18 protein-coding genes and 3 tRNA genes are annotated in these 21,119 nt (G+C 55.1%); 5 read left to right on the top strand and 16 right to left on the bottom strand.

The window, feature by feature from the left end:
• Positions 1-4: 4 nt before the first annotated feature.
• Positions 5-718, bottom strand: coding sequence for a heme exporter protein CcmB (ccmB, locus tag Q3Y66_RS03585; protein ID WP_008957503.1), 714 nt, complete (start codon positions 716-718; stop codon positions 5-7).
• A gap of 86 nt (positions 719-804) precedes the next feature.
• Complete coding sequence (gene ccmA, locus Q3Y66_RS03580; protein ID WP_008957504.1) at positions 805-1,452, bottom strand: cytochrome c biogenesis heme-transporting ATPase CcmA; 648 nt, start codon at positions 1,450-1,452, stop codon at positions 805-807.
• Positions 1,453-1,649: 197 nt separating this feature from the next.
• Here ccmA and Q3Y66_RS03575 point away from each other — a divergent pair, with 197 nt between their 5' ends.
• Positions 1,650-2,054: a LexA family transcriptional regulator gene (locus tag Q3Y66_RS03575; RefSeq protein ID WP_008957505.1), complete on the top strand. Its 405-nt coding sequence runs from the start codon at positions 1,650-1,652 to the stop codon at positions 2,052-2,054.
• A complete protein-coding gene (locus Q3Y66_RS03570) occupies positions 2,054-2,671 on the top strand; it encodes a YigZ family protein (RefSeq protein WP_008957506.1) in 618 nt (205 codons plus the stop codon). Before Q3Y66_RS03575 ends, Q3Y66_RS03570 begins: the two co-directional genes overlap by 1 nt.
• 128 nt (positions 2,672-2,799) lie before the next feature.
• Here Q3Y66_RS03570 and Q3Y66_RS03565 read toward each other — a convergent pair whose 3' ends face one another.
• The 3 genes from Q3Y66_RS03565 to Q3Y66_RS03555 form a co-directional block, all read right to left on the bottom strand.
• Positions 2,800-4,122: a sodium ion-translocating decarboxylase subunit beta gene (locus tag Q3Y66_RS03565; protein WP_008957507.1), complete on the bottom strand. Its 1,323-nt coding sequence runs from the start codon at positions 4,120-4,122 to the stop codon at positions 2,800-2,802.
• A 10-nt stretch (positions 4,123-4,132) separates the two neighbouring features.
• Complete coding sequence (gene oadA / locus Q3Y66_RS03560; protein WP_008957508.1) at positions 4,133-5,947, bottom strand: sodium-extruding oxaloacetate decarboxylase subunit alpha; 1,815 nt, start codon at positions 5,945-5,947, stop codon at positions 4,133-4,135.
• Between the two features lie 91 nt (positions 5,948-6,038).
• A complete protein-coding gene (locus Q3Y66_RS03555; protein ID WP_008957509.1) occupies positions 6,039-6,296 on the bottom strand; it encodes an OadG family protein in 258 nt (85 codons plus the stop codon).
• A gap of 183 nt (positions 6,297-6,479) precedes the next feature.
• Here Q3Y66_RS03555 and Q3Y66_RS03550 point away from each other — a divergent pair, with 183 nt between their 5' ends.
• On the top strand, positions 6,480-7,430 hold the full coding sequence (locus tag Q3Y66_RS03550; protein ID WP_035586695.1) for a tRNA-dihydrouridine synthase: 951 nt from the start codon (positions 6,480-6,482) through the stop codon (positions 7,428-7,430).
• Positions 7,431-7,774: 344 nt separating this feature from the next.
• Here the strand turns inward: Q3Y66_RS03550 and Q3Y66_RS03545 are convergent.
• The 9 genes from Q3Y66_RS03545 to Q3Y66_RS03505 form a co-directional block, all read right to left on the bottom strand.
• Positions 7,775-7,851 (bottom strand) — tRNA-Arg (locus Q3Y66_RS03545).
• A 43-nt stretch (positions 7,852-7,894) separates the two neighbouring features.
• A tRNA-Arg gene (locus tag Q3Y66_RS03540) sits at positions 7,895-7,971 on the bottom strand.
• 78 nt (positions 7,972-8,049) lie between these two features.
• Positions 8,050-8,142, bottom strand: a tRNA-Ser gene (locus Q3Y66_RS03535).
• A 133-nt stretch (positions 8,143-8,275) separates the two neighbouring features.
• Positions 8,276-8,464, bottom strand: a complete 189-nt coding sequence (gene csrA, locus Q3Y66_RS03530) for a carbon storage regulator CsrA (RefSeq protein WP_007111501.1) — start codon at positions 8,462-8,464, stop codon at positions 8,276-8,278.
• A gap of 193 nt (positions 8,465-8,657) precedes the next feature.
• Positions 8,658-9,908, bottom strand: coding sequence for an aspartate kinase (locus tag Q3Y66_RS03525; RefSeq protein WP_008957511.1), 1,251 nt, complete (start codon positions 9,906-9,908; stop codon positions 8,658-8,660).
• A gap of 99 nt (positions 9,909-10,007) precedes the next feature.
• Positions 10,008-12,617: an alanine--tRNA ligase gene (alaS, locus tag Q3Y66_RS03520; RefSeq protein ID WP_008957512.1), complete on the bottom strand. Its 2,610-nt coding sequence runs from the start codon at positions 12,615-12,617 to the stop codon at positions 10,008-10,010.
• 243 nt (positions 12,618-12,860) lie between these two features.
• Positions 12,861-13,325, bottom strand: a complete 465-nt coding sequence (locus tag Q3Y66_RS03515; protein WP_008957513.1) for a regulatory protein RecX — start codon at positions 13,323-13,325, stop codon at positions 12,861-12,863.
• 24 nt (positions 13,326-13,349) lie between these two features.
• Entirely contained in the window at positions 13,350-14,423 is a 1,074-nt protein-coding gene (gene recA, locus Q3Y66_RS03510; RefSeq protein WP_008957514.1) for a recombinase RecA, read from the bottom strand.
• Positions 14,424-14,527: 104 nt separating this feature from the next.
• A complete protein-coding gene (locus Q3Y66_RS03505) occupies positions 14,528-15,061 on the bottom strand; it encodes a CinA family protein (protein ID WP_035586689.1) in 534 nt (177 codons plus the stop codon).
• Between the two features lie 83 nt (positions 15,062-15,144).
• On the opposite strand from Q3Y66_RS03505, the gene mutS reads away from it, so the two are divergent.
• Positions 15,145-17,706: a DNA mismatch repair protein MutS gene (mutS, locus tag Q3Y66_RS03500; RefSeq protein WP_008957516.1), complete on the top strand. Its 2,562-nt coding sequence runs from the start codon at positions 15,145-15,147 to the stop codon at positions 17,704-17,706.
• A 341-nt stretch (positions 17,707-18,047) separates the two neighbouring features.
• A complete protein-coding gene (gene fdxA, locus Q3Y66_RS03495) occupies positions 18,048-18,371 on the top strand; it encodes a ferredoxin FdxA (protein ID WP_008957517.1) in 324 nt (107 codons plus the stop codon).
• A 511-nt stretch (positions 18,372-18,882) separates the two neighbouring features.
• On the opposite strand, the gene eno is transcribed toward fdxA, so the two are convergent.
• On the bottom strand, positions 18,883-20,172 hold the full coding sequence (gene eno, locus Q3Y66_RS03490) for a phosphopyruvate hydratase (RefSeq protein ID WP_008957519.1): 1,290 nt from the start codon (positions 20,170-20,172) through the stop codon (positions 18,883-18,885).
• Between the two features lie 81 nt (positions 20,173-20,253).
• Positions 20,254-21,117 carry a 3-deoxy-8-phosphooctulonate synthase gene (gene kdsA / locus Q3Y66_RS03485; RefSeq protein ID WP_008957520.1) on the bottom strand — a complete coding sequence of 288 codons (864 nt, stop codon included), beginning with the start codon at positions 21,115-21,117 and terminating at the stop codon, positions 20,254-20,256.
• Positions 21,118-21,119: the final 2 nt, after the last annotated feature.

Raw genomic sequence — 21,119 nt, 5'->3', positions numbered from 1 at the left:
ATCCTTAACCGTTAATACTGATACGCAGCGATGCGGCAATCGCCCACGGCGCTAACATAAGTGAAGCGGCCAGCAGCGCGCCCAAGATAGCCAAGTGCGCAGAGACACCGTCGCCCAAAATAGCCGCCTGGACGGCACCTGCGCCAAAAATGAGTACCGGAATATACAGCGGCAGCACTAGCAGCGAGAGCAGTACGCCGCCCCGCGCCAAGCCGACGGTTAACGCCGCCCCAATGGCACCAATCAGGCTCAAGCTCGCCGTGCCCAGCGCCAGCGATAGCGCCAACACCGCGTAACTACCCGCAGGCAGTGCGAGCATAATGCCCAGCAGTGGCGCCATCAGTGCCAATGGCAGCCCGGTCAGCAGCCAATGCACGGCCACTTTCGCCACGCTTAATGCAGCCAACGGCTGCGGAGCGAGTAACAGCTGTTCAAGGCTGCCGTCGTCGTAGTCACTGCGAAACAGGCTATCTAGTGACAGCAGCGCGGCTAACAGTGCCGCCACCCATAGCAACCCCGGCGCAATCGTCGCCAACAGCTCCGGGTCGGGTGAAATAGCGATCGGAAACAGGGTGATCACCAGAGCAAAAAACACCAGCGGATTGAGCACTTCACCGCGACGTCTCAGCAGCAGCGTCAAATCACGCACCAACGTGGCCTTCACCGCGATCATCAGCCCGCCCTGATGCTCAAGCAATGGCACTGAAGGGGCATCCATGACGGAGTCTGATCCGTTTAGAGAGCTATCTGAAGAGCTGTGCAAGCCTGTTTTCTGCAACCCTGTTTCCTGCAATCCGGTCTCCTCTACCCCAGCGCTATGCGTCTTAACAGCGATGACGCGGCTAACTCGTGGTGTGTCGTTACTAGCACGCAGCCGCCCGCTTGAGCATGCCTAATCAGTTGCCTTTCAAGGGCTGCAACACCGTGGCGATCAATGGCGGTGAAGGGCTCGTCTAGCACCCACAGCGCGCGGGGGGTCAGCGTCAATCGCGCCAGCGCCACACGGCGCTGCTGGCCTGCCGAGAGTTGACCGGCGGGCACGTCTTCAAAGCCTGCCAGGCCAACCTGTTCAAGGGCATCCAGGCGCTGCTCCTCGCCCTCTTGTGCCCCGCGGCCCTGTCCTCCACTGCTCTCGCCACTCAGCCCCTGATACCACGCTAAATTTTCTAAGGGGGATAGCCCAGACTTGATGCCTGGGGCATGTCCTAAATAGAGCAAATTAGCGAGAAAATGTTCACGGACACTCTGCATTGCAGCGCCATTCCAGAACAGCTCGCCTTCATAGTCGCTCAGTTGCCCGGAGAGAATTTTAAGCAGGCTAGTTTTACCACTGCCATTAGGCCCTTCAATTCGCACGATTTCACCGCTGCGAATATCGAGATCCAGCCCCTTAAACAGTGAGCGATCATCACGTTCGCAGGACAGCTGTCGGGCTTGTAGACACAGGCTCAAGAGTCTCTCCAGGCACATTGATTTCGCGTCGAACTCTACACGGAAAGCCCGTTTCTCGCCACTCACTCTATGCGGCGCTGGGTCGCAGCATGACCTCAATCAATATGGCGTAAGACCAATTACTGCTAGCACTGTATGCAAAAACAGGTCTATACTGAAAAACACTGTATGAAAGAACATGCAATGGAGATTTCTCAATGACCATATCGATGGCAGCATCTACCGTTAAGCCTAACCACTTACGCTCGGTTCCGCGTACCTATGCGCCAACGCCTAGCATTACCCGTCGCAATACCTATGCGCTTAAAGTGCGTGGTAACGCAATGCGTGATTGCAACTTGTTCGATGGCGATGTCATTATTATTCGGCGTTATCAGCATGATGCCCAAACAGAAACCGCCGTTGCCGAAATCAACCAGCAAAAAATCGTCTTAAAGCAACTTTCGATCAGCCGCTTTGGCGTAGAGCTATGGCCTGAGGATACGTTGCAGCCAGCGCTTTTTTTGCATAACCGTGATATTCAGGTGCTCGGCATGGTGATGGGTGTTGAATCTCATCCAAGAGCTGGCCTGCAAAACAAGCCTACTATCACGGAGCATTAATGCGCTACCGGGTGCCGGAACTCCCTCTTTCGTCTTGGCAGACAACCGACATCGAAGTCGAAAAGAGTCACTTTATTACCTGGACCTGCCACGCCTCAGATATTGATGCATTCACTCGCATGCTGGCGGAGGCTAAAGCCGAGCATCCCAATGCGAGCCATCACTGCACGGCCTATATTGCTGGCCCACCCGGCGAGCAAAATTTGATTGGCTTCTCTGATGATGGCGAACCTGGCGGCACCGCAGGTCGCCCAATGTATCAAGTTCTGCAGGGCAGCCAATTAGGTCAAATCGGTTGCGTGGTGATCCGCTATTTTGGCGGGACGAAGTTAGGTACCGGCGGCTTGGCCCGCGCTTACGCTCAGGCGGTTAGTCATGCTTTGGAGACGCTACCTACCCGGGAAGTGGTCGAGCGCGATCTTTATACCTTGCGGCTCGGCTTTGCCAATGAAGCGATTGCCCGCGCCTGGTGCGAAGAGCAGGCTATCCCCATTGAGCAAGCGGATTACGATGGCGACGGTGTTCGTCTGACCATTGGTTGGCCACGGGACAACCCATTTGACCTTTCCCCGCTAGAAAACCGCTTGAAGAGCGCTATCGATATTCTCACTCGCTAGCTAGATAGCCTTTCGAAACAGCTTTTCGAAACAACTCTTAGAAATAGCACTTCAAAAAAGCCCTTCAAAAAAAACGCGACATACTGAACCTGTCAGTACGCCGCGCTCGTAGTCTCACTCTTTTTGCGTTAACCCAGGTATTTAATCATTACCCCAGCCGCGACTGCCGACCCAATAACCCCTGCGACGTTGGGGCCCATGGCATGCATCAACAGGAAGTTATGCGGGTTTGCTTCCAGGCCCACTTTGTTGGCAACCCGTGCCGCCATCGGCACCGCAGAAACACCCGCAGCACCAATTAACGGATTGATGGGCATTTTGCTGACTAAATTCATCAGCTTTGCCATCAATACGCCCGCGGCGGTGCCTATTCCAAAGGCCACAATGCCCAGCCCTAATATCCCCAGAGTCTCAAACGCCAGGAAACTCTCGGCCATTAGCTTGGAGCCCACCGACAAGCCTAGGATTATCGTCACGATATTGATCAGGGCGTTTTGTGCAGTATCCGATAAGCGCTCTACCACGCCGCACTCGCGCATCAGGTTACCGAAACAGAACATCCCCAGCAGCGGCGCGGCATCAGGCAGAAACAGGGCAACCAGAATCAGCAGCATTAGCGGAAAGATCACTTTTTCCAGCTTGGACACTGGCCGCAACTGCGTCATTTTGATTTCCCGCTCTTTCTGGGACGTCAAAAGACGCATGATCGGCGGCTGAATCAGCGGCACCAACGCCATATAGGCGTAGGCGGCCACGGCAATCGCCCCCAATAGCTCAGGCGCCAGCACGCTAGAAACGTAAATAGACGTTGGGCCGTCGGCGCCACCAATAATACCAATGGCGGCCGCCTGATTAAGCGAGAAGTCCATCACGCCCATCGAGGTAAGCACCACAGCGCCAAACAGCGTGGCAAAGATACCAAACTGGGCGGCGGCGCCTAAAAATAGCGTGCGCGGATTGGCCAACAGCGGGCCAAAGTCAGTCATTGCCCCGACACCCATAAAGATAATCAGCGGCGCGATACCAGAGGCAATGGCAACTTTGTAGAAGTTGTAGAGCATGCCATCGCTGTAGCCGACGCCAATGGCGATATCTCGCGCGGCACGAACCTGATCTGGCGCCGCAGCATCATGGGCGATTACCTTAAGGGACTCACGCCATGCTTCAACGTTTGCCAGTGGATCAAGACTCGCGCCTAATGCTGCCGCCATTTGCTGCAGCACCGCGGGTTTAGCCACTTCAATCGCTTGATCGAGCGCTGAAATGGCCAGCCCGGCTTCAGGAATATTCGCAAGAATCCCGCCAAAGCCGATGGGTACCAGAAGCAGCGGCTCAAATTTCTTATAAATGGCTAGGTAAAGCAGCAGTAGCCCCACCATGATCATCGCCGCTTGACCGAGCTCAAGGTTATATAGCCCCGAGCCTTCCCATAACGTCACTAATTTATCCATTACTGGGCCCTTAGAGCTCGATCAGCGTATCGCCTACGGCTACGCTGTCGCCCTCGCTGACGTTGACCTTAGACACAGTGCCTGCGCTGCTGGCACGCACTTCGGTTTCCATTTTCATCGCTTCAAGAATGATGACCACATCACCTTCCGCGACTTGCTCACCAGGGCGTACATTGACCTTGAAGATATTGCCCGCCAGCGGCGCATCGATGCTTTCACCGCTGGGTGCCGGAGCTTCCTCTTTGGGTGCAGTAGTACTGGCTGACGTTTGCTCTTGCACCTCGCCCAGCTCACCGCCTTCAGAAACCTCCACCACGAAGGATTTGCCGTTGAGTTTCACGGTGTAGGTTTCCGGGCCGCTGCTCGCGGCGGGCGCTTTGCTGTCTACCTTTGCGGGTGTCTTTTCAGCGCTTGCTTCAGCAACCTGGGGAACGGGCTCAAAGGCATCGGGATTGTCGCGGTTCTTGAGGAACTTCAAACCAATCTGCGGAAACAGCGCATAGGTCAGCACGTCATCGACTTCGCGCTTGCCTTCGGCCAAGCGGATACCGTCAGCGCTGGCTTTCTCTTTCAGCTCGGCAGCCAATCTATCCATTTCAGGAGAGAGATTGTCCGCCGGGCGACAGGTAATCGGCTCGCCGCCTTCCAACACGCGCTTTTGCAGCTCGGCATTGAAGGGCGCTGGTGCAGCACCATATTCACCCTTGAGCAGCGCCTGAACTTCCTTGGAGATCGACTTATAGCGCTCGCCCATCATCACGTTCATCACCGCCTGGGTGCCGACGATTTGCGACGTGGGCGTTACCAGCGGGATAAAGCCAAGGTCTTCGCGTACGCGAGGAATCTCGTTCAGCACATCGTCAAGCTTATCGCCCGCGCCCTGCTCTTTGAGCTGGCCTTCCATGTTGGTCAGCATGCCGCCGGGCACCTGAGCAATCAGAATGCGTGAATCAATACCGCGCAGCGAGCCTTCAAAGGCGGCGTACTTCTTGCGCACTTCGCGGAAGTAACCGGCAATATCTTCCAGCAGCTCGAGATCCAATCCGGTGTCGCGGCCGGTGTCTTTGAGCATTGCCACCACTGACTCGGTGGGACTGTGGCCATAGGTCATCGACATGGACGAGATCGAGGTGTCGACGTTATCGATCCCGGCCTCTACTGCTTTCAAAATGGTCGACGTAGACAGGCCGGTGGTGGCGTGACAGTGCAGATGCACTGGAATCGATAGCTCTTTTTTGAGCCGCGAAACAAGGTCGAAGGCTGTGTAGGGAGTGAGTAGCCCCGCCATATCCTTGATAGCCAATGAATCTGCACCCAAACCGGCAATGGTTTTGGCGAGATCGACCCAGCTATCCAGGGTATGTACCGGGCTCACGGTATAAGAGATGGTGCCCTGGGCGTGGCCTTCGACGTTACGCACCGCCTGAATGGCGCGCTCCAAATTACGCGGATCATTCATGGCGTCAAAAACGCGGAAGACGTCAACACCGTTGGTTTTTGCCCGCTCGACAAATTTATCGACGACGTCGTCGGCGTAGTGGCGGTAACCCAGCAGGTTCTGGCCGCGCAGTAGCATTGCCTGGGGCGTATTTGGCATGGCTTCTTTCAGGGCGCGGATACGCTCCCATGGATCTTCACCCAAATAGCGGATACAAGCGTCATAGGTCGCCCCACCCCAGGTTTCCAGCGACCAGTAGCCAACGCGATCCAGCTTTTCGGCGATCGGCAGCATATCGTCCAAACGCATACGCGTCGCAAATAGCGATTGATGGGCATCGCGCAGCACGACATCGGTAATGCCTAGAGGGCGTTTTGTTTCGTTCATGGTCTTAGCTCACCGTAGAGAATTGTCAGTTTGTAGTAAAAATAACAAAAAAATAGCCTAGAGAGGGCTGAGATAGAAAAAAATGAGAAAGTTAACGACGTCGTGTCGAGCGATAACGGTGCACTGCAGCACTGATCACCGCCAACATCTCGTCATTTTGGCTGGCAGGCGCTGAAGATGACGGCGACTTCTTGCTCACTTCAGCCGCGGTGGGGGCAGGCTGAAAACGGCCAATCAACTTCGACATTAGCGTAACGCTAATAACTAAAATAGTAAGAAAAACAAACACAACGCCCATACCAAGCGCCATTAACGCCAACCCGTCCTGCAATAGTTCATAATCCTGCATAAGACGCTCCTACCTCTCGAAGTACAGTTGCTAGACACGTTATTTCACCAGCGGCTATTAAAGCCCCTTGGCGCAGTGAGGGGAATACACTAACCTGCCACACCCAGAATAGAATGCAATGGCGCGATAGTGGAAGTCATGGTTGTTAATTTACTACAAAACGGCAGAATTGGCCTAGCCCCTATGGAAGGGGTCATCGACGCACTGACGCGTGACCTGTTAACCCGTCACGCGGGGTTCGACTGGACGGTTACCGAATTTGTCCGCGTCGTCGATGAACGCCTACCGCCAAGAGTGTTTTATAAGCATTGCCCGGAACTTGCGCAACCGCCGGTGGCAACGCCGAGCGGGATTCCTGTGCATTTACAACTTTTGGGCTCAGACCCTGCTGCCCTAGCGGCCAATGCGCAGCAGGCGCTCAAACTTGGCGCAGTTAGCGTTGACCTTAATTTCGGCTGCCCAGCCAAACTGGTCAATCGACACGATGGCGGCGCTTCGCTTTTACGCCAGCCCGATCGGGTCTACCAAGCGGTTAGAGCCGTTCACGATGCGTTAGACGGGCAAATCCCGGTCACTGCCAAGATCCGCCTGGGCTTCGCCAACCGCCGCTTAGCGGTTGCCTGCGCCCAAGCCACCGAAGCGGGTGGCGCAGCGCAGCTGGTCGTACACGCCCGCACCCGCGATGAAGGCTACCGACCGCCTGCGCACTGGGAATGGATTGGCAAAATACGCCGCCATGTCAGTATCCCCGTTGTCGCCAATGGGGATATCTGGACGCTGGAGGATTACTGGAAAGCGCGCACGCTTTCAGGCTGTCGCGATGTGATGTTAGGCCGCAGTGCACTGGCAGACCCCTGGCTAGCGCCACGCATCCGCCACTGGCTACAGACCGGCGAGCGGCTGCCCGAAAGCAGCTGGTCCATGCGCGCCAACGTACTCAAGGAGTACGCCGCTCTGCAGCGCCAACAGCTGCCTGACCGCGTTGTCGTCTCTCTGGTAAAGCAGTGGCTTGCCCAAATGCGCCAAGGCAGCGCCGAAGCCGAGCAGAACTTTCAGCGGGTGAAGCGCATTACCGAACTGGATCACCTGCTCGATAGCCTTGTGGTTGACGAGCAGCACGCCACCCTGGCTTAGGCTCTGTCTGAAAAGTGCCTGAGCTCGACAATACGGCGTTAAAAATTGGCTCAGAATACTCATTTACACCCCGTAAACTCCGTTTCTTCGCCAATTTTTGCCTTGTCTTGTCTTCGCTAGCCGACCTTTCAGGCAGAGCCCTAGCGCTCCTTTCTGCAACGCCTTATCAATTTATAGCCAAAAAAAAGCGCCCTACCGCAAAGCGGGGGCGCTACACACGATCGCAAGACCGGAGCGCGAGCTTATATACCGGTCAGGCTGGAAAATAGTCAGTCAGGTTAGAAACAAGCAGGCAGACTGGAAACAGAAAACCCGCTCTCGTTAAGAGAGCGGGTTTTGAAATCTGGCGCGCCCGGGAGGATTCGAACCTCCGACCCCCTGATTCGTAGTCAGGTACTCTATCCAGCTGAGCTACGGGCGCGTAATGTTACAACTAATCTATACTAATACTGCTACTAAGTAGGTGGCGCGCCCGGGAGGATTCGAACCTCCGACCCCCTGATTCGTAGTCAGGTACTCTATCCAGCTGAGCTACGGGCGCATACCTTGTGACCATGTACTTTCTAGCTAAGTACTTTTTTAAGTACTCTATAACTTAAGTACTTAATGGTCATGCTATTGGCGGAGAGAGAGGGATTCGAACCCTCGATAGGGCTATAAACCCTATACTCCCTTAGCAGGGGAGCGCCTTCAGCCACTCGGCCACCTCTCCTCAACGGCACGGCGCGAATATTACCGATTTAGGGATCTTGTGTCTAGTCCTCTGCCGATTTTTTTCGCGCCGACCATATCTTACCTATCAGCTTACGTCTTAAGCATCGCGTCATCATGCAAACCCGCAAGTCTTATTCCACTTCGTTTTCACTATTTCTTTCACGCTGAATGCGCTGATAAATCTCTTCCCGGTGAACCGCAACATCTTTAGGCGCATTAACACCAATACGCACTTGATTGCCTTTCACACCTAAGACGGTGACAGTGATTTCATCACCGATCATCAAGGTTTCGCCAACACGGCGAGTTAGGATGAGCATGGCTGATCTCCTTTTCAGACGTTTAATGCAACGGGATGTGTCAGCCCGAGGCAACACTAGGCCATTATGCGGCATAGCGTTGCCTGTCACCAACGGCTCCGGCTCCATGACACCTCAACTTCCCGTTGAAAGAAAGCTCACCACCACATGGCAGCAAGTACCCCTTCAGCGTAGAAGATTTAAGGCATTAATGTTATTCAGATTCGATATCTGCCTTATCTAAACCAAAGGCTTTGTGTAATGCATTGACGGCAAGTTCCATATGCTTCTCATCAATGACGACTGAGATTTTAATCTCAGAGGTGGAGACCATACGAATATTGACGTTCTCATCAGCCAGCACGCGGAACATTTTTGATGCCACACCCGCGTGGGAGCGCATTCCCACACCGACCAAAGAGACCTTGGCGATGTTGTCATCACCACGCAGCTCACCACCACCTAGATCCGGGATTACCGTCTCTTCAAGCAGTTTCTTGGTAGCTTTGTAATCGCCTTTGGCAACCGTAAAGGTGAAATCGGTATAGTCACCAGCCGGGGCAACGTTCTGTACGATCATATCGACTTCGATATTGGCATCGGCAATCGGGCCAAGAATACGTGAAGCGACGCCTGGTACATCCGGCGTATTGAGCAGGGTCAGTTTGGCTTCATTCTTGGTAAAGGCGATACCGGAGATCAGTGGTTCTTCCATAGCGTCCTCGTCTTTGTCTGCTTCTGCAACAATTAGGGTACCGGGGCCGTCTTGAAAGCTAGACAGCACCCTCAGGGGCACGTTGTATTTACCGGCAAACTCTACCGCGCGGATCTGCAGTACTTTAGAGCCAAGACTAGCCAGCTCCAGCATCTCTTCTACCGTAATGCTTTCCAGACGCTGGGCCTTGGAGCATACGCGGGGGTCAGTGGTGTATACCCCGTCGACATCGGTATAAATCTGGCACTCATCGGCGCCAAGTGCGGCGGCCAGGGCTACACCCGTGGTGTCAGAGCCACCACGACCTAAGGTAGTGATGTTGCCGTCCTCATCGACCCCTTGGAAACCGGCAACGACAACTACCTGCCCTGCTTCCAGGTCAGCTTTTAGATCGTCGGTTTCGATGCGCTGGATACGCGCCTTGGTATAGGCGCTGTCCGTATGGATACCTACCTGGGCGCCAGTGTGTGAAGTGGCTTGCACGCCAATTTGCTGCAGCGCCATAGCGAGTAGTGAGATCGTCACCTGCTCGCCGGTCGACAGCAGCATATCCATCTCGCGCGGTGCGGGATCGTCATTAAGTGCCTGAGCCATGTCCGTGAGGCGGTTGGTTTCGCCGCTCATAGCGGAGACCACAACCACCACCTGATGGCCTTGATCGCGGAAGCCCTTAACCTTTTCCGCTACGGCCTTGATACGCTCGACAGAGCCCACCGAAGTGCCGCCGAACTTCTGTACGTATAGTGCCATATGCCGTTTTTCCTATGCGTTCGGGAATGGAGGGTGAAGTTGTCACAAGTATTAAATAAATAATAAGGCCGACGACAATCATGCCACCGGCCTTGGGGTTTAGCTAAGTGCGTTTTCTAACCATGCCGGTACGCTCTTCAACGCATCCGGCAGAGCATCGGGCTGGCTACCTCCTGCCTGAGCCATATCCGCGCGACCACCACCTTTACCTCCTACCTGAGAGGCAACATGGTTAACCAGCTCACCGGCTTTAACCCGGCCGGTCAGGTCTTGGGTTACCCCAGCAATCAGGCTGACTTTGCCCGCTACCTGATCGGCAACCCCAAGGATAATAACCCCGGAACTGAGCTTGTTCTTCAGTTGGTCAAGAATGCCTCGCAGGTCTTTGCCAGAGACACCTTCCAACTGTGTCGCTAACAGTTTAACGCCGTTGACCTCGTGCACCTGACTCAGCATGTCACTACCCGCAGCACTGGCCAGTTTAGCTTTAAGCTGCTCAAGCTCTTTTTCTAGGCTACGATTGCGCTCAACCAGAGACTCTACCCGCGCTTCAACTTGCTCAGGCTTGGTCTTCAAACGTTCGCCCAAACGCTCAAGGCGGGCTTCCTGCTCGCGGAAGTAGGCTAACGCATTTTCACCGGTGATCGCTTCGATACGGCGTACACCGGAGGCAATGCCCACTTCGCTAATCACATGACAGCAGCCGATATCGCCACTACGTGTCACGTGGGTACCACCGCACAACTCGATAGAGAAGTCGTCGGCACCAATCGTCAGTACCCGCACGTTCTCGGCGTATTTGGCCTCAAACAGCGCCGCCGCCCCTTTGGCTTTGGCTTGATCCAGGCTCATTTGCTCGGTTTTAGTCGGCGCATTAGCCAGAATCTGCTCATTGACCAGCCGTTCGACTTCCGCCAACTGCTCGGCAGTCATCGGCTCAAAATGGCTAAAGTCGAAGCGCAGCCGCTCAGCATTAACCAGCGAGCCTTTTTGCTGCACGTGATCGCCTAGCACCATACGCAGCGCTTTGTGCAGCAGGTGGGTCGCCGAGTGGTTACGGATCGTGGCGGTACGCAGACTGGCATCCACTTCGCCGCGTACGCTAGCACCGACACTTAGCGAACCTTCCACCATGATGCCCTGGTGTAAGTGATGGCCGCTCTGCTTTTGGGTATCCGTCACCTGGAAACGACCGCCGTCGACATGCAGGTAGCCGGTATCGCCCACCTGGCCGCCTGACTCACCGTAAAATGGCGTGCGATCTAGCACCACAACGCCCTTCTGCCCCGCTTCCAGCGCAGCCAGTGCATTGCCTTCGCTGTCAACCAGTGCCGTTACCTTGGCTTGATCCTCCAGGCGATCATAGCCAGTGAAAGCCGTCTCACCGTCAAGCTCAATAGAGGCACTGTAGTCGGCGCCGAACTGGCTAGCCGCCCGGGCACGCTCGCGTTGGGCCTCTAAGGCCTGCTGAAAGCCCTCTTCATCGAGCGTGACGCCGCGTTCGCGGCACACATCAGCGGTGAGATCAAAAGGAAAGCCGTAGGTGTCGTAAAGCTTAAACACCGTTTCACCCGGCAGCACCTTACCATCCAGCTCGGCTAAGGCTGCATTTAACAATCCCATGCCGTGGTCCAGGGTGCGCGCAAACTGCTCTTCTTCTTTCAACAGCACCCGAGTGATCTGGTCATTCGCCTCGCGAAGCTCTGGATACGCATCGCCCATTTCAGCATCCAGCGCGTCCACCAGCTTGTGGAAGAACGGCTCTACGGCGCCCAGCTTGTGGCCATGACGAATCGCACGGCGAATAATCCGACGCAGCACATAGCCGCGCCCTTCGTTGGAAGGCAGTACACCATCGGCAATCAGGAAGGCACAGGAGCGAATGTGATCGGCAATCACGCGCAACGAAGGTGTAGCGGTGTCTGGGTGCCCGGTAGCTTTAGCGGCAGCCTGCAGCAAGCTCTGGAACAGATCAATTTCGTAGTTAGAGTGCACGCCCTGCATAACGGCGGCCACGCGCTCCAAGCCCATACCGGTATCGATAGAGGGCTTGGGCAACGGATTCAGCGTACCTTGGCTATCACGATCAAACTGCATGAACACCAGGTTCCAGATTTCGATGTAGCGGTCGCCATCTTCTTCCGGGCTACCGGGAGGGCCGCCCCATACCTCTGGACCGTGGTCAAAAAAGATTTCCGAACTCGGACCACAAGGGCCGGTGTCGCCCATTTGCCAGAAGTTATCTTCGTCTAATTTGGAAAAGCGCTCGGGGTCAATACCGATCTCGTCTTTCCAGATACGTTCAGCTTCGTCATCGCTGACATGCACCGTGACCCACAGCTTCTCTTTAGGCAGACCCAGCGTTTCGGTCAGAAATACCCAGGCAAAGCGTATGGCGTCGTGCTTGAAGTAGTCGCCAAAGCTGAAGTTGCCCAGCATTTCAAAAAACGTGTGGTGACGTGCGGTATAGCCGACATTGTCTAAATCATTATGCTTACCGCCTGCGCGTACGCAGCGCTGCGCAGATGTTGCACGCACGTATGGGCGTGGGTCGCGACCCAGAAACACATCTTTGAAAGGCACCATGCCGGCATTGGTAAACAGCAGCGTCGGGTCATTGCCCGGCACTAAAGAGCTGGTGGGTACAATCGTATGTCCCTGCTTTTCAAAGAAGGTAAGAAAGGCCTGTCTGATTTCTGCGCTTTTCATAGGGTATCCGTAACAAGAAAGCGTGGTGTCCCAGGGCGCTGTCGACGCTACCCTCAGGGGTCGCAAAGGGGCCATTATAGCGCAGTTGTCAAACGACTAAAGCCGCACTTAGTGGCAGAGAGGCAAACTACTAGGTAGAAAAGCGTAGGAGAGCGCTATTAGAAAGGTAAGAGAAGGCGTTTTACAGGCAGGGGGAAAGTATTACAGACAAGAGAAAATATATTACAAGCAGGAGAAAAATTATTACAGACAGGAGAGCGCGTAGCGGATTTGCTCAAAATCGAAGCCACGACTAGCCAGAAAGCGCTCGCGTCGAGCGCGCTCTTTAGGCGTCTCACCAGGGCTATCGAAGCGTCGCGCCAGCGTTTCCCGGGCTAGCTCGAACCAGTCAACCTGCTCCCCTTCTTCCACCTCTTCAAAAGCGGTATTAAGGGTTTCCTGATCAACGCCGCGTTGGCGAAGCTCGCCTTTAATACGAATAACACCCTGGCCGCGCAGAATGCGCGAGCGTACGAAACTAGCCGCAAAACGCGCATCAGACTGCAGGTCCTGTTCGGCCAGAGCGTCTAAACACTCATCGATAGCGGTATCGTCGAAGGCTTTTTTCTTCAAGCGCTGTGCTAGCTCGGCGCGAGAGTATTCGCGCCGAGCCAGTAGGCCAATCGCGATGTCACGGGGCGTGGCATCGCGCTGAGACATAAAGGCCATTAGATTATCTCAGTTAGAACAGACTTAGAGCAGATCGTCATCGTTGGCATCCACTTCGGCCGCTGCTTCGGTAGGTGCACCTTCCTTCTCCTTTTTAGGATCAGGCTTGGCCAAGAGCTGCTCACGAATCTGTGTTTCGATTTCGAGCATAATGTCTGGATGCTCTTCCAGGTAAAGCGCGGAGTTTGCTTTACCCTGGCCGATTTTCTTGCCTTTATAGCTGTACCAAGCACCGGCTTTATCGACTAGGTTGCACTGCACGCCCAGGTCGATGACCTCGCCAGCGTGGTAGATACCCTTGCCATAAAGGATTTGGAATTCAGCCTGACGGAATGGCGGTGCCACTTTATTTTTGACTACTTTCACGCGGGTTTCGTTACCGGTGACTTCATCGCCCACTTTCACCGAGCCTGTGCGGCGAATATCCAGACGCACGCTGGCATAGAACTTAAGCGCGTTACCACCGGTAGTGGTTTCGGGTGAACCAAACATCACGCCGATCTTCATGCGGATCTGGTTGATGAAGATCACCAGGCAGTTGGCGTTTTTGATATTACCGGTGATCTTACGCAGCGCCTGTGACATCAAACGTGCCTGTAGGCCAACATGGGTATCGCCCATTTCGCCTTCGATTTCAGCGCGCGGGGTCAACGCAGCGACAGAGTCGATAACAATCACGTCAACACCGCCGGAACGCACCAGCATATCGGTAATTTCTAACGCCTGCTCGCCAGTGTCCGGCTGGGAAATCAGTAGATCATCCAGGTTGACGCCTAGCTTTTCGGCATAGCTCGGATCCAGAGCGTGCTCGGCATCCACGAACGCACACACTTTGCCTTGCTTTTGCGCTTGCGCAATCACCGAAAGGGTCAGCGTTGTCTTACCCGAGGACTCCGGACCAAAAATTTCAGCTACGCGGCCAAACGGCAGCCCGCCGATGCCAAGTGCGATATCCAGACCCAACGAACCCGTGGAAACCGACGGCATGACCACACGCGGTGCGTCACCTAGACGCATGACGGTGCCCTTGCCGAACTGACGGTCGATTTGGGTGAGTGCAGCGTTTAGCGCTTTTGTGCGGTTGTCATCCTGAGCCATTCAGAGATTCCTCATAACAAGCTGTATAATTACCCAGTAGTATGCCAAAGATTGTGCCGTAAACAAATCCTTGATCACGCTTTCTCTTAACTATTTTCCTACCCCTACCCCTGCTTGCCTGCCTTCACCCGCGCATCCAGGCGTGCCACCAGCCCTGCCAGCGCCTGCCGCACTGCCTGCTCGCGCACTGCTTGGCGATCCCCAGGGAAGTGGAAACACTCGGCTTGCTGCTCAGCGGTATCACCCCAGGCGAGCCAAACGGTACCCACCGGCTTTTCAGCACTACCACCATCCGGCCCGGCCACCCCACTAACGGCAACGCCCAAGCCCGCACCGCTTTCCCGGCAGGCGCCTTGCACCATCGCTTTCACTACTTCTTCGCTCACCGCCCCATGTTCTGCCAGTATAGCGTCTGGCACGCCGAGCAGGCGGCTCTTAGCCGCGTTCGCATAGGTCACATAGCCCGTTGTAAAGTAAGCAGAGCTACCCCCCGTGCTGGTAATCGCACTAGCAATACCACCGCCCGTGCAGGATTCAGCGGCGGTCACTTCCACCTTCAACTGCTGACAAAGCCGCCCTAGGCGCTGAGCTAGCAGCGTCAAATCAAGATTTTTCAGGCTAGATACGCTGGGCACTATGGTCGCTCCTTCAAGTGAGTCGTCTGTTCAGCGTAGAATACTGTGTTTAGCTTTCTCAAAGAAATTGCTCAATCAGGACGCCCATGTCACAGGCCATTCCCCCTAACACGCCAATGATCACGCAGTATTTAAAGATCAAACGCGAACACCCCGAGGTTCTGCTGTTTTACCGAATGGGGGATTTTTACGAGCTGTTTTTCGACGACGCCAAGCGCGCCGCCGCACTGCTGGATATTACCCTTACCCAGCGCGGCCAGTCGGGGGGGAAGCCGATCCCGATGGCGGGTGTACCTTACCATAGCGCTGAAGGCTATTTGGCGCGTCTGGTCGCTGGCGGTGAATCGGTAGCGATCTGCGAACAGATAGGCGACCCCGCGACCAGCAAAGGGCCTGTTGACCGCCAAGTAGTACGTATCGTCACCCCCGGCACGCTCCACGATGAAGCGCTGCTCGATGCCCGCCGCGACAACGTACTGGTATCGGTCTCCCCCGGTAAAGATAGCTGGGGCCTTGCCTGGCTAGAACTCTCTAGCGGCCGCTTCAATGTATTGGAAGTTGAGAGCGAAGCCGAAATGCTCGCCGAGCTTACTCGCCTCTCCCCTGCTGAGTTGCTGGTGCCCGAAAGCCTGACGCTACCCGATGCCTGGTCGCAAAAGCGCAGCCTGCGTCGCCAGGGCGAGTGGCTGTTTGATTTGGAGAGCGCCACCCGCAGCCTGTGCGATCAGTTTGAAGTGCAGGATTTACGCGGCTTTGGCTGCGCACACTTAACCACCGCACTGATTGCCGCCGGAGTGCTGATTGATTACGCCCGCGACACTCAGCGCTCGCGCTTGCCCCACGTGACCGCGATTAGCGTTGAGAATCGCGACGATGCAGTAGTGATCGACGCCGCCAGCCGGCGTAATCTGGAAATCGATATTAACCTGGGTGGCAACAGCGACAACACCTTGGCGAGCGTGCTGGACACCTGCACCACCGCTATGGGCTCGCGGCTACTCAAACGCTGGCTGAATCGTCCGCTGCGCCAACGAGAGATTGTCCAAAACCGCCATGCAGGCGTGGCGTTGCTAAGCCTAGTTGCCGCTTACATGTCACTGCGCGAGACGTTGAGCGATGTGGGCGATGTGGAGCGCATTCTGGCCCGGGTCGCGCTGTACAGCGCCCGGCCACGGGATTTGGCGCGTCTGCGTGACGCCCTGGTCACTCTGCCTACCCTTGAACAGCAGTTGGGCGAGGTAGAGAACGGCAGCGCGCTGGATAGCCTGCGCCCGCATATCCGCCCCTACCCTGAAATGGCTGACATGCTCAGCCGCGCGCTAGTTGAGAATCCGCCGGTGGTGATCCGCGATGGCGGGGTGATTGCCAACGGCTTTGATGCCGAGCTCGACGAGCACCGGGGCATGGCCGAGAACGCGGGCGACTATCTTGTTCGGCTGGAAACCCGCGAGCGCGAGCGTACCGGACTTGCTAATCTCAAAGTCGGCTATAACCGGGTACATGGCTACTTTATCGAGCTGCCGCGCTCCCAGGCGCAGCAAGCACCCGCTGACTATATTCGCCGCCAGACGCTGAAAAACGCCGAGCGTTTTATCATTCCTGAACTCAAAGAGTTTGAGGATAAGGCGCTGTCGGCTAAATCCCGCGCACTGACCCGTGAAAAATGGCTTTATGACCGCCTGCTGGGCGAGCTGAATGACAGCCTTCACGCGCTACAAAGCACTTCTCAAGCGCTTGCGGAGTTGGATGTGCTGTGCGCCTTTGCCGAACGCGCCGAGGCGTTGAGCTGGGTGCGCCCGACGCTGAGCGAGGCCACAGGCATTCGTATCGAGGCGGGGCGGCACCCTGTGGTTGAACAGGTTAGCGAAACGCCCTTTGTGCCCAATGACGTTACGCTTAACCCCGACCAGCATATGCTGATTATTACCGGGCCTAATATGGGTGGTAAATCGACCTATATGCGGCAAACAGCGCTAATTGCTCTGCTCGCCCACTGCGGCAGCTTTGTGCCCGCCGATGCCGCCGAGATCGGTCCGCTGGATCGGATATTTACCCGCATTGGCTCGTCGGATGATCTGGCAGGCGGACGCTCCACCTTTATGGTCGAGATGACCGAAACGGCCAATATTTTGCACAATGCCACCCAGCAAAGCTTGATTTTGATGGATGAAATTGGCCGCGGCACTAGCACCTTTGACGGGTTATCGCTGGCCTGGGCGAGTGCGGAATATCTTGCCAAAGGGCGCGCGCTAACGCTGTTTGCCACCCACTATTTTGAGATGACCGCCTTACCCGAACATATGGAGGGCGTGGCCAACATACACCTGACGGCGACCGAGCATGGCGACAGCATCGTGTTCATGCACCGCATTGAAGCAGGCCCGGCTAGCCAGAGTTACGGTTTGCAGGTCGCTCAATTAGCGGGCGTACCTGGTCATGTGATTAAACGGGCCCGTGAGAAGCTGATGAGCCTGGAGCAGCGCGATGTAGATAACACAGCGCAAGCGCCGCGAACGGCTCCCCAGCAAAACGACCTGTTTGCAGCCGCACCGCACCCGGTGGTGGAGGCATTGGAAAATGTCGATATGGATGGTTTAACGCCGCGGGAAGCGCTATCGCTGTTGTATCAGTGGCGAGACCTGATCTAATGGTGCTTATAGAATGAAAGGCGATAAGTGAGATTCAGGTGCCAGGGCAGGTTGAAGCGAGGGTCTTTCGACAGGGCCGGAAAATGTTCCCGACAATTCCGGCATTTCCGCCATCCATGGCGGTCAGATGTCGAAAGTAGCGCCCACGGACGGGTTTACAGCGCCCTCGCGGAAACCTGTACTGGCATTGCTACCAACTGGAATCATAAGGCGCTTGCCGCCAGGTAGGCGCACCACTAGAATGTCGCTCAAACTTTTAGCTTATAAAAAACGGCTGATTTATAACCATTCACGATTGACCATGGCCAGGAGCTACCTGGCCCTGCAAGAGGGATAGCAAGATGACGTTTGTCGTTACCGAGAACTGCATCCAGTGCAAATACACCGACTGTGTGGAAGTCTGCCCGGTCGACTGTTTCTACGAGGGCCCGAATTTCCTGGTCATTCATCCTGACGAGTGTATTGACTGCGCACTGTGTGAACCAGAATGCCCCGCTGAGGCGATATTCTCAGAGGATGAGCTGCCAGATGGGCAAGAGGCGTTTATTGAGATTAACGCTGAAATGTCAGAAGTATGGCCCAATATTGCCGAAAGGAAGGATCCGCTGCCTGACGCCGAAGAGTGGGACGGCAAGCCCGGTAAGCTTGAGAAGTTAGAGCGTTAAGCTTAACTCACGCCTGCTCTGCTGTTACTTTATAACCAGCGCTTTTTTTTGAAAAAAGCGCTGGTTTTTTATGGGGTTGCCAAGCGTGCATTGCCAAATAAGAGGCAAAAAAAAGGCGACCCGTAGGCCGCCCGCTCCAAGCACTTCCTCTGACCACTCCCTGTATCAACTTCCTCAGATGTCTTCCCTGCCGGGGCTCACCTCTCTGTATCGCCCGGCGCATCCGTCCTACATCCCGTTGCATCCTGTCTGAAGCATCCTTGCCTCCCCTTGTCCTGCGTGTATTGTGGCAGATCACGTCGGCTTCTCAACAAAGCCAAAATGCAAAAAGGCGAGTCTTAGCGACTCGCCTTAATTCCACAATTATCTTTAAAAACAAAAGCTTAAATTTGAATTAGTGGAAATTTTCGTTTCATCTTACCCCAAACCAAGCGATTCTCGTCGGCATTTGTAAGACATCTCTTACAAAATCTTGAGATATTACTTACAAACCTCACTCAATATTGGCGCTTTACTGACCTTTGATCGCTTTCAGGCCAGGATACGTGACATCTTCAAGCTCGGCCTCAATCACCAACAGACGGTTGTATTTAGCAACGCGATCAGAACGGCACAGTGAACCCGTTTTAATCTGACCGGCGCAGGTACCTACCGCCAAATCGGCAATAGTGGTGTCTTCCGTTTCACCAGAGCGGTGCGAAATTACCGCTGTAAAGCCTGCATCCTGGGCCATCTTGATGGCATCCAGCGTCTCGGAGAGCGAGCCGATCTGGTTGAACTTGATCAGGATAGAGTTACCGATCTGCTCATCAATACCACGCTTAAGAATCTTGGTATTGGTCACGAACAGATCGTCACCCACCAGCTGTACTTTAGCGCCCAGCTTGTCGGTCAGCGCTTTCCAGCCTGCCCAGTCGGACTCGTCCATGCCATCTTCGATGGACACGATTGGGTAATCGGCGCACAGGCCTGCTAGGTAATCAGTAAAGCCTTGGGCGTCGTAGCTTTTGCCTTCACCGGAAAGGTTGTACTGACCGTCTTTGTAGAATTCTGAAGAAGCACAGTCCAGCGCCAGCGTGACGTCTTTTCCCAGCTCGTAGCCAGCATCGGCAACGGCTTGCTTGATGACTGCCAGCGCATCAGCGTTAGACGCCAGGTTCGGCGCAAAGCCGCCCTCGTCGCCAACGGAGGTGGAAAGGCCTTTCGCCGACAGCACTTTTTTCAGGGCATGGAAAATTTCCGCGCCCATGCGCAGCGCTTCGCGGAAGTTAGGCGCACCTACCGGTTGAACCATAAACTCTTGGATATCAACGTTATTATCCGCGTGTTCACCACCGTTGATGATATTCATCATCGGCACCGGCATGCTGTACTGACCCGGCTGGCCGTAAAGCTCGGCAATGTGGGCATATAGCGGTACGCCTTTGGCGTTAGCAGCGGCTTTAGCCGCCGCCAGGGAAACAGCCAGAATCGCGTTCGCGCCCAAGTTCGCTTTATTCTCCGTGCCGTCCAACGCCAGCATGGCATCGTCTAAGCCGCGCTGATCACGCGCATCCATACCCAGCAACGCATCACGGATCTTGCCATTAACCGCATCGACTGCTTTCAGCACGCCTTTGCCCAGATAGCGCGACTTGTCACCGTCGCGCAGCTCTAATGCTTCACGTGAGCCGGTAGAAGCACCGCTGGGCGCGCAGGCTTCACCAACAGCGCCGCTGGCAAGACGTACGTTCGCCTGTACGGTGGGGTTACCACGCGAATCCAGCACTTCCAACGCACTGATAGCAACAATTTTGGTCATGGCAGTTTCCTTAACGGTAAGTCAGATAAAATTATTAATATAACGCCCTAATCAGCAAAACACGGCCTATCAAGCCACACGCTAACGAATGGTTAGCGGCTCAAACCCTTTTACCAGCGCATCCAGTTGGGCAAGCTGAGTTAAAAACGGCTCCAACTGATCCAGCGGGAGTGCACAAGGACCATCGCATTTGGCGTTATCAGGGTCAGGGTGAGCTTCTAAAAACAGCCCTGCAAGGCCAACAGCCACGCCTGCGCGCGCTAATTCAGCCACCTGAGCCCGACGACCATCGGCACTGTCTGCACGCCCACCTGGGCGTTGCAGTGCGTGGGTCACATCAAAAAATACCGGATACCCGGTTTGCTTCATATCACCAAAGCCAAGCATATCAACGATCAGGTTGTTGTAACCAAAGCTTGAGCCGCGCTCGCAAAGCATCAGTTGATCGTTACCCGCTTCCTGGAACTTGCTGATGATATGGCGCATTTCATGGGGCGCCAAAAACTGCGGCTTCTTGATGTTGATGACCGCGCCGGTTTTGGCCATAGCGACTACCAAATCGGTTTGGCGGGCCAAAAAGGCTGGCAGTTGGATAATGTCGGCCACTTCCGCCGCTGCTTCAGCCTGCCAGGGTTCGTGCACATCGGTGATAATCGGCACGTTGTGGCGGGCTTTGATATCGGCCAATATCTGCAGCCCTTTCTCCATACCCGGGCCGCGATAGGAGTGAATCGAGCTACGATTAGCTTTATCAAAACTGGCCTTGAAAACGTAGGGCATACCCAGTTTTTTAGTCACCGTGACGTAGGCTTGGGCAACTTCGTCGGCAAGCTCAGCAGATTCCAGCACATTCATGCCGCCCAGCAGCATAAGCGGCAAGGAATTGCCGGCGGTTAAGCCGGCAACGTTGATGTGACGCTCTTGAGTTCGTTCTTGAGAAGCCATGC

The sequence above is a fragment of the Halomonas sp. HAL1 genome (assembly GCF_030544485.1).
GTDB classification, from domain to species: Bacteria; Pseudomonadota; Gammaproteobacteria; order Pseudomonadales; family Halomonadaceae; genus Vreelandella; species Vreelandella arctica.
The sequence above is the reverse complement of the archived record's forward strand: the minus strand, read 5'-3'. Positions and strand labels throughout refer to the sequence as shown.

Excerpts from the sequence above, each read along its gene's own strand:
- Q3Y66_RS03525 (WP_008957511.1), bottom strand. The coding sequence starts at position 9,908 with ATGGCACTATACGTACAGAAGTTCGGCGGCACTTCGGTGGGCTCTGTC.
- Q3Y66_RS03555 (WP_008957509.1), bottom strand. The coding sequence starts at position 6,296 with ATGCAGGATTATGAACTATTGCAGGACGGGTTGGCGTTAATGGCGCTT.
- ccmB (WP_008957503.1), bottom strand. The coding sequence starts at position 718 with ATGGATGCCCCTTCAGTGCCATTGCTTGAGCATCAGGGCGGGCTGATG.
- Q3Y66_RS03565 (WP_008957507.1), bottom strand. The coding sequence starts at position 4,122 with ATGGATAAATTAGTGACGTTATGGGAAGGCTCGGGGCTATATAACCTT.
- fdxA (WP_008957517.1), top strand. The coding sequence starts at position 18,048 with ATGACGTTTGTCGTTACCGAGAACTGCATCCAGTGCAAATACACCGAC.
- csrA (WP_007111501.1), bottom strand. The coding sequence starts at position 8,464 with ATGCTCATCCTAACTCGCCGTGTTGGCGAAACCTTGATGATCGGTGAT.
- eno (WP_008957519.1), bottom strand. The coding sequence starts at position 20,172 with ATGACCAAAATTGTTGCTATCAGTGCGTTGGAAGTGCTGGATTCGCGT.
- recA (WP_008957514.1), bottom strand. The coding sequence starts at position 14,423 with ATGGCTCAGGATGACAACCGCACAAAAGCGCTAAACGCTGCACTCACC.
- alaS (WP_008957512.1), bottom strand. The coding sequence starts at position 12,617 with ATGAAAAGCGCAGAAATCAGACAGGCCTTTCTTACCTTCTTTGAAAAG.
- Q3Y66_RS03570 (WP_008957506.1), top strand. The coding sequence starts at position 2,054 with ATGCGCTACCGGGTGCCGGAACTCCCTCTTTCGTCTTGGCAGACAACC.
- kdsA (WP_008957520.1), bottom strand. The coding sequence starts at position 21,117 with ATGGCTTCTCAAGAACGAACTCAAGAGCGTCACATCAACGTTGCCGGC.
- Q3Y66_RS03550 (WP_035586695.1), top strand. The coding sequence starts at position 6,480 with ATGGAAGGGGTCATCGACGCACTGACGCGTGACCTGTTAACCCGTCAC.
- Q3Y66_RS03575 (WP_008957505.1), top strand. The coding sequence starts at position 1,650 with ATGACCATATCGATGGCAGCATCTACCGTTAAGCCTAACCACTTACGC.
- Q3Y66_RS03515 (WP_008957513.1), bottom strand. The coding sequence starts at position 13,325 with ATGGCCTTTATGTCTCAGCGCGATGCCACGCCCCGTGACATCGCGATT.
- mutS (WP_008957516.1), top strand. The coding sequence starts at position 15,145 with ATGTCACAGGCCATTCCCCCTAACACGCCAATGATCACGCAGTATTTA.
- oadA (WP_008957508.1), bottom strand. The coding sequence starts at position 5,947 with ATGAACGAAACAAAACGCCCTCTAGGCATTACCGATGTCGTGCTGCGC.